The organism is Streptomyces sp. 7R007, from assembly GCF_054850255.1.
The window spans coordinates 14,639-27,406 of sequence record NZ_JBTWMV010000037.1 but is presented as its reverse complement, the minus strand read 5'-3'; the positions used below and the strand labels follow the sequence as shown (position 1 = coordinate 27,406).

Here is a 12,768-nt window from a genome sequence, read left to right as displayed (position 1 = left end):
ACGCCGAACCAGCATAGGAACCGCAGAAAACGCATAACCGTTCACCCACCCCGAGGTTCACCCATACAGGCGAAAGCTATGCCGCGGCCTTGACGGGCTGATCCGTTCCGGCCCGATGTCTTCGCGGGGCAGGGCGGACTGCTCTACTCGGGGTCTGCCTTGCCAGTTCGAGGCTGGGTGGGGGCGGGGGCGGGGGTGAGTCCGTTCTCGATGACGTCCAGGGCGACCTGGTTGAGAAGGATGCGGTGGTGGCGGGCGTAGTGGCGGATGGCGGCGAACGCCTGGTTGAGGGTGATGCTGCTGCGGACCGCGAGGACGCCTTTCGCCTGTTCGACGAGGATGCGGCTCTGCAGCGCGGTGTGGAGTTGTTCGTTGAGGGTGTTCTGCTGGCTGACGGAGCGGGCGTGGAGCAGGCCGATGGTGGCGGCGTCGGCGATCGCCTGGGCGAGGGCGAGATCGTCGGCGGTCAGGGGCCGGTCGGCGGTGCGCAGCAGGAGGAGGCTGCCGATCGTGTCCTGGCGCAGACGCATCGGCAGGGCGGTGGCGCGGGTGTAGCCGGCCTGCCGCAGCTGTGCGGTGAACCGCGGCCAGCGTGCGGCCGCGTCGGCCGGGCTCAGCTCGGTGACCGGCTGGGCGCTGCTGTGGGCGTCCACGGCCGGGCCCTGCGCGCAGGCGGCGTCCAGGACATGGCGCAGGCTGGGGCCGGGGTCGCAGGGCGCCGGGCTGTGCAGACGGGTGCCGGGGTGGTCCAGGAAGACCGCGGCATCGGTGACGTCGAGGAGTTCCTGGCAGCGGACGGTCATCTGGTGCAGGAAGTCGACGAGGTCGAAGTCCTTCACCAGGGTGTCGGCCAGCTCCAGGAACGTGCGCACGATGTGCTGTTCCCTGCTCATGGATGTACTCCTTGACTGCCGCGCAGAGTGCGGCCGGTACGGCCGGCCGGGTCAGGGGGTGTCACCGGGCAACTCCTCCCGGATGACGGTGCGGGCGGTGTCCTGAAGGGTCTGACCGGAGGCGTAGGCCCGGGCGCGCAGCCGGTCCAGGGCCTCGGCCAGCGGCACACCGAGCCGCTCGCTGAGGACGCCGGTGGCCTGGTGCACTTCCGCCCGGTGCAGCTCCACCATCCCCGCACGGCCGGTGCCGCTGCCACCGCCGCCCGACCAGTGATTCAGTACGTGCTGGGCGAGTGCGTCGGCGACCAGTTGGCCCTGCGCCGACTGCTGCGGGTCCAGCGGCCCGGCCGTGCGCCGGTAACCCGTCATCGTCCCCACCTGGACGGCTCCCATGCGCACGGGCCAGACGAACAGGGCAGCGATCCCCAGCTCCTGCGCCTCGGTGGTGAACTGCGGCCACTGCTGGGCCAGCAGCCGCTCCAGATCGGGCACCTCACGCACCGGTGTCTCCTGGCCGAAGGACAGACCAGGGCCCTGCCCGAGGACGAACTGCAGGTCTGCCAGGCGCGCACTGGTGTCGTCGCTGAACCACACCAGTTCCTGGTCCAGGGCGATGGCCAGCCCGCCCAGTCCCAGAGCCTGCGCGCAGGTGACCGCCCACACCCGGCGCTTCTCCTCGCTCGCCGCCACCGGCAGGATGTCCAGAAGTTCACCGACCGTGAACCCCATGACCTCACCCCCACGCCTTCGCCGGAACGTTCCGTGCGGCCTACCGGGCGCCGGCCGCACCTACCCAGCGTAGTCGTCCCGGCACCGCGTGACAGCTCGTCAGTGATACCGACAGGTCATGCCGCGGCGCCCGCCCCGAGACCACGCACGCGGTCCGGGGCTCCTCAGCCCAGTTGCTGGGCCAGTCCGATGATGATGCCCTCCGGGCCGCGGAGGTAGCACAGCAGGTAGCTGTCCTCGAACCGGGCGATCTCGCCGACGAGTTCGCCGCCGTGCGGGCGCAGGCGGGCAACGGTGTCCTTGATGTCGTCGACGGCGTACATGACGCGGTGCGTGCCCAGAACGTTGTGCGGCCGGTTGCGCGGCCCGTCGCTGATCACCGCGGGGCTGCGGTACTTGGCCAGCTCCAGCCGGCTGTGGCCGTCCGGGGTGCGGAGCATGGCGATGTCGCAGCGCACGCCGTCGAGTCCGGTGCACTGGTCGGCGAAGGAGCCCTCCACCGTGCCCCTGCCCTCCAACTCCATGCCGAGTTCCACGAAGAACGCGACGGCGGCGTCCATGTCCTCGACGACGATGCCGACGTTGTCCATCCGCTGAATGGCCATGCTGGCTTCTCCCTCTTTGTCGGGCTTGCCCGGGTTCCTTCTCGGGCCTTCTCATACGGCCGGTGGTGGCCGCTGATGTCCCTGGGACGGAGCCGGTGGCACGTTCTCGACATCCGCGGACCACCGATTTCCCGGAACCTCTGCATCGTGCCCGAGCACCGCCGCGGCAGACCCGTGAACCCGGCGCCCTCGCCGGGGCAGACGGACGATGCGTGACACGTCGACCGAACGCCCGGCGAGGTCCTTCGTCCGCGACAGCCGGGATGCGCGTGCATGACGGCGCGGTACGGCTCGTCGCGGCGACGGGCTCAGGCGAGGTCGAACCGGTCGAGGTTCATCACCTTGTTCCACGCTGCCACGAAGTCGCGTACGAACTTCTCCCGCGCGCTGTGGGGCGCGTACACCTCGGAGATGGCGCGGAGCTGCGAGTGCGCACCGAAGACCAGGTCGACCGCGGTCGCGGTCCACTTGACCTCACCTGTGGCGCGGTCGCGGCCTTCGAACACGTTCTCGTCGGTGGCCGACGCCTGCCATTCCGTGCCCATGTCGAGCAGATTGCGGAAGAAGTCGTTGGTGAGGCTTCCCGGCCGGTCGGTCAGGACTCCGTGGCGGGATCCCTTGAAGCCGGTGTCCAGGGCTCGCATGCCGCCGATCAGTACCGTCATCTCGGGGGCGGTCAGTGTCAGCAGGTTGGCCCGGTCCAGCATCAGGGTCTCCGGTGACAGCTTCTGGCCCGCCGGAAGGTAGTTGCGGAAGGCGTCCGCCTTGGGTTCCAGCACGGCGAAGGACGCCGCGTCGGTCTGCTCCTGTGAGGCGTCCGTACGCCCCGGTGCGAAGGGGACCGTGACGTCGTGCCCGGCGTTCCGTGCGGCCTGCTCGACGGCCGCGCAGCCGCCGAGGACGATCAGGTCGGCGAGGGAGACGCGCGTCGCGCCGGTCTGGGAGCGGTTGAAGTCCTGCTGGATCTGTTCGAGCGTGCGCAGTACCCCGGTCACCTCGGGGAGGTTGTTGAGCTCCCAGTCCTTCTGCGGTGCGAGCCGGATGCGCGCGCCGTTCGCCCCGCCGCGCTTGTCGGTGCCGCGGAAGCTCGACGCCGACGCCCAGGCGGTGGTGACCAGGTGGGAGGGAGAAAGGCCGGAGGCGAGGATCCGGTCCTTCAGGGCGGCGACGTCGTCGTCCCCGACCAGGTCGTGCTCGACGTCCGGGACGGGGTCCTGCCACAGCTGCGGCTCGGGGATCCACGGGCCGAGGTAACGCGAGAGGGGACCCATGTCGCGGTGCAGCAGTTTGTACCAGGCCTTGGCGAAGGCCACCGCGAGTTCGTCCGGGTTCTCGTGGAACCTCTTCGTGATCGGGCCGTAGACCGGGTCCACCTTCAGCGCCAGGTCCGTCGTCAGCATCATGGGGGCGTGCCGCTTCGACGGATCGTGGGCGTCTGGCACGGTGTCCCTGGCCGCGGGGTCCGAGGGGGTCCACTGGTGGGCGCCGGCGGGGCTGGTGGTCAGCTCCCACTCGTAGCCGTAGAGATTGTCCAGGTACCCGTTGTCCCACCGGGTGGGCTCGGTGGTCCAGGCGCCCTCCAGACCGCTGGTGAGCGCGTGGGGGCCGGTGCCGGTGCCGTAGGTGTTCCGCCAGCCCAGGCCCTGCTGCTCGATGGGGGCGGCCTCGGGTTCCGGGCCGAGATAACTGGGTTCGACGGCGCCGTGGCACTTGCCGAAGGTGTGGCCGCCGACGATGAGCGCGACCGTCTCCTCGTCGTTCATGGCCATGCGCCCGAAGGTCTCCCGGATGTCCCGGGCGGCGGCCATCGGGTCCGGATTTCCGTTGGGCCCCTCCGGATTGACGTAGATCAGTCCCATCTGTACGGCGCCCAGAGGACCGCTGAGTTCCCGGTCACCGCTGTAGCGCTCGTCTCCCAGCCAGGTGTCCTCGGGCCCCCAGAAGATCTCCTCGGGTTCCCAGATGTCCTCTCGCCCGAAACCGAACCCGAACGTCTTGAACCCCATGGATTCCATGGCGCAGTTTCCCGCGAAGACCAGAAGATCGGCCCAGGAGATCTTCTGCCCGTATTTCAATTTCACCGGCCACAGCAGTCGGCGTGCCTTGTCCAGGCTCGCGTTGTCCGGCCAGCTGTTGAGCGGGGCGAAGCGCTGTGCGCCGCTGCCGCCCCCGCCTCGGCCGTCCGCGATGCGGTACGTGCCCGCGGCGTGCCAGCTCATCCGGATGAACAGCGGCCCGTAGTGACCGTAGTCGGCCGGCCACCAGTCCTGGGACTTCGTCATCACTTCGAAGACGTCACGCTTCAGCGCTTCGACATCGAGGGTCGCGAACTCGGCCGCGTAGTCGAAGTCCTCGTCCATCGGGTTGGCTCGGGGCGAGTGCTGGTGGAGAACCTGGAGGTCCAGCTGATTCGGCCACCAGTCCCGATTCGTCCTGGGCCGCCGAGTTGGCGTGGGCGTCGGGGAAGGGATCGCCGGGTTCTCGCTTTCACTGCCGGACATGCCCGTCCTTCTTCCTGTCTCGGTGATTTCTTCGGCCGGCTGGCGTTTTCCGTACGCCAAGGAGCAGACCGGCTGAATATGCGCTGCGGCGCGTCCATATGGTCGCGCACCGGGGGCCGCACCTCCATGAAACACGCACGGCATCCCGCGGGACAGACAGGGGAGAAGAGGGGATCTTTCTGTTTCTGTGCCGTGGGGATTTTCCCTTGTCGCAGCGAACACCATGACGTGGCGGGGCCGGATCGGCTCAGCGGGTTGGGGGAGAGGACTGCGAGGCGGAGGCACAGGCTGCTTCCTGCGCGGCCATCACCTCGTCGCCGTGTTCAAAAGCCCACGCGCCGACGGCGTCGATGGGCGCCAGCAAGGTCTGACCCAAAGGGGTGAGCCGGTACTCGACCCGTGAGGGGGCGTCGGGGTGTGCCTGCCGCTCGACCAGTCCGTTGAACCGCAGCCGGCGCAGGGTCTCGGTGAGGACCTTGGAGCTGATGCCCCCGATCCGCTGCCGCAGTTCGACCGGGCGCCGGGGGCCGTCGCGCAGTGCCCACAGCACCACGGCGTTCCAGGTGTTGGAGAGCAGGTCGAAGGCGAGGCGGGCGCGGCAGTCGGCGAGGAAGGCGTCGGTCGTCACGTACCACATGGTGCCCGAACGGCCTTCTAGCGTCGGTGTGAACGCTCGAAGCAGGCACGGAGAGGGACCGCGTGATGAGGATCGGTGTACTGGGCACGGGCAACATGGCCGACGCGCTCGCCACCCACTGGGTGCGGGCCGGGCACGAGGTGGTCATCGGAGGGCGGGACGCGCACAAGGCCCGGCGGCTCGCGAGGCGCATCGGGGGCGGCGCGCGGCCCGCCGGCCTGCGGGCGGCGGCCGAGGCCGGTCAGGTGGTGCTGGCCGCGCTGCCCTTCGGGGCGGGAGCGGAGGTGGTGCGGGATCTGCGCGCGGTGCTGGAGGACAAGGTGTTGCTGGACTGCTCCAACCCGGTCGGACCGGGCTTTCGGCTGCTGACGGAAGGCGGCCCCTCAGCCGCGCAGCGACTTGCCGCGGCGGCACCGGGGGCCCATGTGGTGAAGGCTTTCAACCTCTGCCACGAGGACGTGTGGCGCATGCGGCCGCCCGTCTTCGATGGACGAGCGCTGGCCGTTCCGGTCTGCGGGGACGACGAGACGGCTCTCGTTCGGGTACGCGCGTTGGTGCGTGACGTCGGCTGCGAGCCCGTGGCCGGCGGCGGTCTGGATCGCGCGGGACTCCTGGAAGCGACGGCCGCGCTGTTCATCGCGTTGTGGGTCGGAGAGGGAGCGGACGTACAGGCGATCGCGCCTCCGCTGGCATACGCGTCCGGACCGGGCCACCAGCAGACGGAAGACGGCGCGGGGGCTGTCCGTGAGGGGTTCTCAGGCCGGCTGCCCCACTCCGCCACTCAGCCACCGGCAGGAAGTCCTCCGCCTTCCCGACCAGGTGGTCAACCGGGCCGGCGGTGACTGCCGCGCCGAGGGCGGCGAATCACCCACCCCACCTGCTGATCAACGTCGGCCTCACTCGCCTAGCGCCGGCGCCGAGCGCAGGACGAGGGGTGCGACGGATCCGGCCTAGCCCTCGCGCAGCAGGTCCCGTACGGCCGCGAAGGCGGCCTCCGCCGTCGCCGGGTCCGCGCCCGGGCGGGCCAGGGCGCTCATGGGGATGGGCGTGACCGACGGCAGGCCCTCGTAGGGGGTCAGGCCGTCGGGGGCGGGGCCGACCGAGGCGAGCAGGGCGACGCCCTGGCCGGTGCGGGCGATGTCGAGGACGCCCGCGAGATAGCCGGCGTCGCCGACGACCGTGGCGGGCACGCCGTGCGCGGCGAGGGTGGCGATCGCGCGGCGGCGGATGGCACACGGGTCCTCGATGGCCACCAGCGGGACCGGCGCGGGTGCGGCCGGCGGCTCCCAGCCGGGCACGGCGTGCCAGGTGAGCGGGAGGCCGCCGACCCGGGTGCCCTCGGTGGCGGCGGCCTCGGTGACGTAGACCGCGACGTCCACGCTGCCCCGCTCGACGGCCTCCACCAGGCGCGCGGAGCGGTCGATGCGGAAGCGGACCCGGCAGCCGGGGCGCACCTGCTGGACGGCGGCGGTCAGCCGGGGCAGGAACTGGTCGGCGGCGTGCTCGGTGGTGCCGACGGTGACGGTGTCGCCGTCCGCGTCGAGCAGGGTGCGTACGGCCTCGTCGTGCACGGCGAGGATGCGGCGGGCCTGCTCCAGCAGCAGCCGGCCTTCGGCCGTGAACCGGGTGCCCCGGCCCTCTCGTTCGACGACCGGATGTCCCAGTGCCTTCTCCAGCTTGCGGACATGCTGGCTGACGGCCGACTGGCTGAGGGAGAGCACCTGCGCGGCGCGATGGAAGCCGCCGCAGTCGGCTATCGCGGTCAGGCTGCGCAGGGCCACGATGTCGAGGACGGGTCGGGACATGCCGCGACAATAGCCGCTGACGTCGACCGATTGCGATTGCTGATCGGTTTCGATGCGGAATCATCGTTGGACGCGGTCGACGGCAGCCGGTCATGATGGGCGCATGCTGCACGCGACCGCTTCCGCTGCCCTGCTGACGCAGCGCCGAGTCATCGACTTCGGCGTGGCGTGCAGCGCGCGTTGTCGCTGACCTCTCCGCGGCCTGTCTCCGCTCCCTGAGCTGATTGCGTCCGTCGTCGCTCCGCACTGACACGTGACAGCCGGTCTCGTCTGCCCTTTTCGCACCCTGTCCCGTATGTCCCCTGCCCTGAAACGGGAGTTGCCCCCTCATGTCCGCATCCTTCTCCTGGGACGAACCCGAAGGCCTCGCCGCGCGCGGCACGCTGATCGTGCTGGCGGGGCGTGGTGAACACGGCGGCGTGTACGAGCGGTTCGGCCGCCGGCTCGCCTTCGACGCCTACCGGGTACGTGCCCTCGGTGACGCCTCCACCGACCCGTCCGTACTGGACGAGGCCGCCAAGCTGCTGGCCGACGAGTCGCTGTCCGGCCCGAAGGTGCTGGTCGGCTCGGACACCGGCGCCCGGTATGCCGTCCACCTCGCCGCCGAGCAGACCCCGGGCGTGGACGCGCTGATCCTGGCCGGCCTGCCCATCGCCCCCTGGACATCCGGGGGCTGGGAGGACGAGGTGGAGGCCCGCACCGCCTGCCCCACCCACCAGGGCCGCCTCACCCACGACCCGCAGTTCCGGCGAGGAGCCCTGGACGTCACTCCGCCCCTGCCCGAACTGCGGCTCGCGGAGGTGCGCGTGCCGGTGCTGGCCCTGCACGGCAAGGACGACGCGGTCAGCCCGGTCGAGGACGCCCTCGGTGCGTACGAGGGCCACCCGACCGTCCGCACCGTGACCTTCAACGCCGGTCGGCACGACGTCCTCAACGACGCCCTGCACCGCACCGCCGCCGCCACGGTCGTGCTGTTCCTGGAGCGGCTGCGCCTGTCGGCCGAGCTGCCCGCGATCGCCGAGGGGATCTGACGTGAGCGTCACCGTCACCGTCTCCGAACTGCGTGAGCGGCTCGCCTCCGGCATTCCTCCGCTCGTGCTCGACGTCCGCTGGGCCCTGGGCGACCCGCACGGCCGCGACCACTTCGCCGACGGCCACATTCCAGGCGCGGTCTACGTCGACCTCGACCGCGAGCTGGCCGCGCCGCCGACCCCGCGGGGCGGGCGGCATCCCCTTCCCGACCTCGCCGACTTCCAGGCGGCGGCGAGAAGGTGGGGCCTGCGTGAGGGGCGGCCGGTGGTCGTGTACGACGACGCGGGCAACACGGCCGCCGCCCGGGCCTGGTGGCTGCTGCGGTACGCCGGCGTCGCGGACGTCCGGCTGCTCGACGGTGCGTTGGGGGCCTGGCGCTCGGCGGGCCTGCCGTTGGAGACCGGTGTCCCCGCCGAACCCCAGCCCGGCGACGTCGTCCTGCGCGCGGGCGGCCTGCCCGTCACCGATGCCGACGGTGCTGCCGAACTCGCCGCCGGCGGACTGCTGTTGGACGCGAGGGCGGCCGAGCGCTACCGGGGCGACGTGGAGCCCGTGGACCCCCGGGCCGGGCACATCCCGGGCGCGGTGTCCGCGCCCACGGGGGAGAACCTCGCAGGCGACGGCACCTTCCTGCCCGCCGACGAACTGCGCAAGCGGTTCGAGGAGTCGGGCGCGACCGAATCCACGCGCATCGGCGTCTACTGCGGTTCGGGCGTCACCGCCGCCCACCAGATCGCCGCGCTGGAGATCGCCGGTTTCGAGGCGGTCCTCTTCCCCGGCTCCTGGTCCGCCTGGTCCGCCGACCCCGCCCGACCGGCCGCGACCGGTCCGTCGCCCTCCTGACCCGCTGAAGGGACCCGTATGACGACGAAACCGCTCGCCCAGGCGGTGCTGCCGCAACCGGACCTCCCCGAGGTCCCCGAGCAGTCCGCCCGCGTCACCCTCCGCGGCACCCGAAGGACCGGCCGCCGCCTCACCCTCCCCCGTTCCGTCCGCCGGTCGGCCGGACCGGTCGGCCTGGTGCTGTTGTGGTTCCTGGCTTCGGCCACCGGGCTGCTGCCCGAGTCCGTGCTGGCCTCCCCGGTGGACGTCGTACGCCAGGCGGTCGAGCTGACGAAGGACGGTGAACTGCCCCACGCCATCGCCGCGTCGGGCCGCCGGGCCGCCATCGGCTTCGCGATCGGTGCGACCGTCGCGCTGAGCCTGTCTCTCCTCGCCGGCCTGTTCCGGCTCGGCGAGGACGTCATCGACTCCTCGATGGGCATGTTCCGGGCGATCCCGTGGGTGGGCCTGATCCCGCTCTTCATCGTCTGGTTCGGCATCGAGGAGACCCCGAAGATCGCGCTGGTCGCGCTCGGCGTGACCTACCCGCTGTACTTCAACATCTACGGCGGCATCCGCTCCACCGACGCTCAACTCGTCGAGGCGGCACGGATGATGGGCCTGGGCCGGTTCGGTCTGATCAAGTACGTGATCCTGCCGAGTGCCCTGCCCGGCGCCCTCGTGGGACTCCGGTACGCGCTGTCGACGGCGTGGCTGGCGCTGGTCTTCGCCGAGCAGATCAACGCCGATCAGGGCCTGGGTTATCTGATGAGCAACGCCCAGCAGTACTTCCGCACGGACGTCATCGTGCTGTGCCTCGTCGTGTACGCGCTGCTGGGCCTGGCCTGCGACTTCGCCGTGCGGCTCCTGTCGCGGCGCCTGCTGACCTGGCGGGCCAACTTCGAGGGTGAGGCGTAGAGATGCCCAACAGCGTGGAGATCAGGGGCCTTTCGCGGGCCTTCGACGGCAACACCGTCCTGCACGACCTCGATCTCGACATCCGCGAGGGCGAGTTCGTGGCCCTGCTCGGGCACAGCGGCTGTGGGAAGTCGACGCTGCTGCGGATCCTCGCCGGCCTGGACGACGAGATCGGCGGCGAAGTGACCGTGCCCGCGCGGCGCAGTGCCGCCTTCCAGTCGCCGCGGTTGCTGCCCTGGCTGAAGGTGTGGCGCAATGTCGTCCTCGGCCTGCCCGGGCGCCCCGACAAGGCACTCGCGGTCAAGGCGCTCGACGAGGTCGGCATCGGTGAACGCGCCGCCGTCTGGCCCAAGACCCTCTCCGGCGGCCAGGCACAGCGTGTCTCCCTCGCCCGCGCCCTGGTGCGCGAACCCGAACTGCTGCTCCTGGACGAGCCGTTCGGGGCCCTGGACGCACTGACCCGCGGCAGGGTGCAGCAGCTCGTCGCCGAGCTGTGGCGTCTGCACGGCTGCGCGATCCTCCTGGTCACCCATGACGTGGAGGAGGCGCTGCTGCTCGCCGACCGTGTCCTGGTGATGGACCAGGGCCGCATCGCGCACGAGCTCACCGTTGAACTGCCGCGCCCCCGTGACCTGACCGCCCCCGAGTTCGTGACCCTGCGCGCCCGCCTCCTGAGCTGGCTGGGCGTGACCCACACGCTGGAAGGAACCCCCTCGTGACCCGCACCATCGCCGCCGCCACGCTGAGCCTCTCCGCCCTGGTGGCGTTGACCGCCTGCGGCGCGGACACCTCGGCGGACGCCTCCTCCTCGAAGCAGGTCACCCTCACCATCGGCGACCAGGCCAAGACGCTCCAGACGATCGTCACCGCCTCCGACGCGCTCAAGGACGCCCCGTACAAGGTCAAGTGGGCAGAGTTCGAAGGCGCGGCCCCGCTCTACCAGGCCGTGCAGGCGGGCGCCGCCGACACCGGGTTCTCGGCCGACCTGCCGGCGCTGCAGGCGCTCAGCGGCGGGGTGAAGGTCAAGAACATCGCCGCGCTGAAGAACGACGGCACCCATGTCGGCATCGTCGTCCGCAAGGACTCCGGCATCGACAGCGTCAAGGACCTCAAGGGCCAGAAGGTCGTGGTGTCCTCGGCCAAGGGCAGCGTCTCGGAGTACCTGCTGGCCAACGTCCTCAAGCAGAACGGCCTCAGCTACCACGACGTCAAGGTCCAGTACCTGCTGCCGACCGACGCGCAGGCCGCCTTCTCCTCCGGGAAGATCAAGATATGGGCGACCTTCGGCGTCTACCAGGCCGTGGGCCTGGAGCAGGGCGGCAGGCTCCTGATCGACGGCGGTGACGGCCGGGTCAGCGGCATCGGATACGTCAACGCCTCCGGCAAGGCCCTCGCCGACGCGTCGAAGAAGGCGGCCCTGGCCGACTTCCTCAAGCGCCTCGGTACGGCCCTCGAGTGGACCAGCACCCACAAGGACGCCTACGCCAAGGCCATCGAGGAACACAACGGCGCCGACGCCACCGTCGCCAAGACCCTCGCCTCGGCCGCGTACGGCCAAGTCCTGCCGATCACCCCGCAGGTGAACAAGACCGTGCAGGGCGTGGCCGACCTGATGCACAGCATCGGCGTACTCGACCCGAACGTCGACGTGGCCAAGTCCTCCGACACGTCCCTTCTCAAGTAGGAGCCTCTTCATGCCTGTCGAGTTCATCAGCGCCGTCCACACCGACGCCGGAGCCTCGGGCCCGGCCGCCTCCAGCCGGACCGGCCTCGACGTCGACCATCTGCGCAGGTACGCCCGGGCCCTCGACGACGGCGGCTTCGACCACACCCTGGTCGCCTACCACTCCGCCTCGCCGGACGCCTTCCAGGTCGCGCAGTTCGTCGCCACGCACACCGAGCGGATCCGCCCGATCCTCGCCCACCGCCCCGGCGTGATCTTCCCGACCCATGCGGCCCGCGCCCTGGCCACCCTCGACCGGATCAGCGACGGCCGGCTCACCCTGCACATCATCTCCGGCGGCAGCGACGAGGAGCAGCGCCGCGAGGGCGACTATCTCAACAAGGCACAGCGCTACGAGCGTTCGGACGAGTACATCCAGATCCTGAGGAAGGTGTGGCAGGCCGACGGACCCGTCTCGCACGAGGGCACGTACTTCAGGTTCGAGGGCTACTACTCCGATGTGAAACCGGTCAACGGGCTGGTGCCGATCTCGGTGGGCGGCTCCTCTCAGGACGCCTACCGGGTCGGCGGGCAGCAGGGCGACATCTTCGGGCTGTGGGGCGAACCGCTGAAGGAGACGGCCGAGCAGATCGCCGCGGTGAACGCCGTCGCGGATGCCGCCGGGCGCCCTCACCCCGGTATCTGGGTGTCGTTCCGCCCGATCATCGCGCCCACCGACGAACTGGCCTGGGAAAAGGCCCACCGCACGCTCGGCGCTCTCAAGGACCAGGCGAGGAACACCGAGTTGCTGCGCCACTACCGCACCACCGGCCGTCCCGCCAACGTCGGCTCCCAGCGCCTCCTCGACATCGCCGAGCGGGGCGAGGTCCACGACCGCTGCCTGTGGACCGCGCCCGCGGCCGCCACCAACGCCGCGGGCGCGTCGACCGCCCTGGTCGGCTCCCCGGAGACGGTCGCCAAGGCGCTGCTGGACTACGTCGACATCGGCTGCGACCTGCTCTCCATCCGCGGCTACGACCCGCTCAACGACGCCATCGACTACGCCCGTCACGTCCTGCCACTGGTCCGCCAGGAACTCGCCCACCGAGCGACGACCTCCCAGGCTGCCTGACCCGCCCCACGCCTGATGGCGAACACCCTGA

At 70.8% G+C, this 12,768-nt stretch carries 13 protein-coding genes; 7 read left to right on the top strand and 6 right to left on the bottom strand.

Going from position 1 to position 12,768, the window contains the following annotated elements; translation table 11 throughout:
* Positions 1-143 precede the first annotated feature (143 nt).
* The 5 genes from ACYF6T_RS33425 to ACYF6T_RS33405 all read right to left on the bottom strand — a co-directional run bounded on the left by ACYF6T_RS33425 (position 144) and on the right by ACYF6T_RS33405 (position 5,356).
* Positions 144-893: a GAF and ANTAR domain-containing protein gene (locus tag ACYF6T_RS33425; RefSeq protein WP_461701217.1), complete on the bottom strand. Its 750-nt coding sequence runs from the start codon at positions 891-893 to the stop codon at positions 144-146.
* 51 nt (positions 894-944) lie between these two features.
* Entirely contained in the window at positions 945-1,622 is a 678-nt protein-coding gene (locus ACYF6T_RS33420; protein ID WP_461701215.1) for an ANTAR domain-containing protein, read from the bottom strand.
* 164 nt (positions 1,623-1,786) lie between these two features.
* Positions 1,787-2,227 (bottom strand): VOC family protein, encoded by a 441-nt coding sequence (locus tag ACYF6T_RS33415; protein WP_461701214.1) that lies wholly within the window; start codon positions 2,225-2,227, stop codon positions 1,787-1,789.
* Positions 2,228-2,535: 308 nt separating this feature from the next.
* Positions 2,536-4,728, bottom strand: coding sequence for a catalase/peroxidase HPI (katG, locus tag ACYF6T_RS33410; RefSeq protein ID WP_461701212.1), 2,193 nt, complete (start codon positions 4,726-4,728; stop codon positions 2,536-2,538).
* A gap of 247 nt (positions 4,729-4,975) precedes the next feature.
* Positions 4,976-5,356, bottom strand: a complete 381-nt coding sequence (locus tag ACYF6T_RS33405; protein ID WP_461701211.1) for a winged helix-turn-helix transcriptional regulator — start codon at positions 5,354-5,356, stop codon at positions 4,976-4,978.
* A 74-nt stretch (positions 5,357-5,430) separates the two neighbouring features.
* Between ACYF6T_RS33405 and ACYF6T_RS33400 the strand changes: the two genes are divergently transcribed.
* Positions 5,431-6,207: an NADPH-dependent F420 reductase gene (locus ACYF6T_RS33400; protein WP_461701209.1), complete on the top strand. Its 777-nt coding sequence runs from the start codon at positions 5,431-5,433 to the stop codon at positions 6,205-6,207.
* Between the two features lie 108 nt (positions 6,208-6,315).
* Here the strand turns inward: ACYF6T_RS33400 and ACYF6T_RS33395 are convergent, their stop codons facing one another.
* A complete protein-coding gene (locus ACYF6T_RS33395) occupies positions 6,316-7,170 on the bottom strand; it encodes a LysR family transcriptional regulator (RefSeq protein ID WP_461701208.1) in 855 nt (284 codons plus the stop codon).
* Positions 7,171-7,499: 329 nt separating this feature from the next.
* Between ACYF6T_RS33395 and ACYF6T_RS33390 the strand changes: the two genes are divergently transcribed.
* Genes ACYF6T_RS33390 through ACYF6T_RS33365 form a run of 6 tightly spaced genes read left to right on the top strand, consistent with a single transcriptional unit; the run spans position 7,500 to position 12,737 of the window.
* A complete protein-coding gene (locus ACYF6T_RS33390) occupies positions 7,500-8,201 on the top strand; it encodes an alpha/beta hydrolase (RefSeq protein ID WP_461701207.1) in 702 nt (233 codons plus the stop codon).
* 1 nt (position 8,202) lies between these two features.
* Positions 8,203-9,045, top strand: a complete 843-nt coding sequence (locus tag ACYF6T_RS33385; RefSeq protein WP_461701205.1) for a sulfurtransferase — start codon at positions 8,203-8,205, stop codon at positions 9,043-9,045.
* A gap of 18 nt (positions 9,046-9,063) precedes the next feature.
* Positions 9,064-9,942: an ABC transporter permease gene (locus tag ACYF6T_RS33380; RefSeq protein ID WP_461701203.1), complete on the top strand. Its 879-nt coding sequence runs from the start codon at positions 9,064-9,066 to the stop codon at positions 9,940-9,942.
* 2 nt (positions 9,943-9,944) lie between these two features.
* Positions 9,945-10,661 carry an ABC transporter ATP-binding protein gene (locus tag ACYF6T_RS33375; RefSeq protein WP_461701202.1) on the top strand — a complete coding sequence of 239 codons (717 nt, stop codon included), beginning with the start codon at positions 9,945-9,947 and terminating at the stop codon, positions 10,659-10,661.
* Positions 10,658-11,626, top strand: a complete 969-nt coding sequence (locus tag ACYF6T_RS33370; protein ID WP_461701200.1) for an ABC transporter substrate-binding protein — start codon at positions 10,658-10,660, stop codon at positions 11,624-11,626. The genes ACYF6T_RS33375 and ACYF6T_RS33370 overlap by 4 nt, the downstream gene beginning before the upstream one ends.
* A gap of 10 nt (positions 11,627-11,636) precedes the next feature.
* Positions 11,637-12,737 carry an LLM class flavin-dependent oxidoreductase gene (locus ACYF6T_RS33365; protein WP_461701199.1) on the top strand — a complete coding sequence of 367 codons (1,101 nt, stop codon included), beginning with the start codon at positions 11,637-11,639 and terminating at the stop codon, positions 12,735-12,737.
* Positions 12,738-12,768 lie beyond the last annotated feature (31 nt).

Excerpts from the sequence above, each read along its gene's own strand:
- ACYF6T_RS33425 (WP_461701217.1), bottom strand. The coding sequence starts at position 893 with ATGAGCAGGGAACAGCACATCGTGCGCACGTTCCTGGAGCTGGCCGAC.
- ACYF6T_RS33420 (WP_461701215.1), bottom strand. The coding sequence starts at position 1,622 with ATGGGGTTCACGGTCGGTGAACTTCTGGACATCCTGCCGGTGGCGGCG.
- ACYF6T_RS33415 (WP_461701214.1), bottom strand. The coding sequence starts at position 2,227 with ATGGCCATTCAGCGGATGGACAACGTCGGCATCGTCGTCGAGGACATG.
- katG (WP_461701212.1), bottom strand. The coding sequence starts at position 4,728 with ATGTCCGGCAGTGAAAGCGAGAACCCGGCGATCCCTTCCCCGACGCCC.
- ACYF6T_RS33400 (WP_461701209.1), top strand. The coding sequence starts at position 5,431 with ATGAGGATCGGTGTACTGGGCACGGGCAACATGGCCGACGCGCTCGCC.
- ACYF6T_RS33395 (WP_461701208.1), bottom strand. The coding sequence starts at position 7,170 with ATGTCCCGACCCGTCCTCGACATCGTGGCCCTGCGCAGCCTGACCGCG.
- ACYF6T_RS33390 (WP_461701207.1), top strand. The coding sequence starts at position 7,500 with ATGTCCGCATCCTTCTCCTGGGACGAACCCGAAGGCCTCGCCGCGCGC.
- ACYF6T_RS33380 (WP_461701203.1), top strand. The coding sequence starts at position 9,064 with ATGACGACGAAACCGCTCGCCCAGGCGGTGCTGCCGCAACCGGACCTC.
- ACYF6T_RS33375 (WP_461701202.1), top strand. The coding sequence starts at position 9,945 with ATGCCCAACAGCGTGGAGATCAGGGGCCTTTCGCGGGCCTTCGACGGC.
- ACYF6T_RS33365 (WP_461701199.1), top strand. The coding sequence starts at position 11,637 with ATGCCTGTCGAGTTCATCAGCGCCGTCCACACCGACGCCGGAGCCTCG.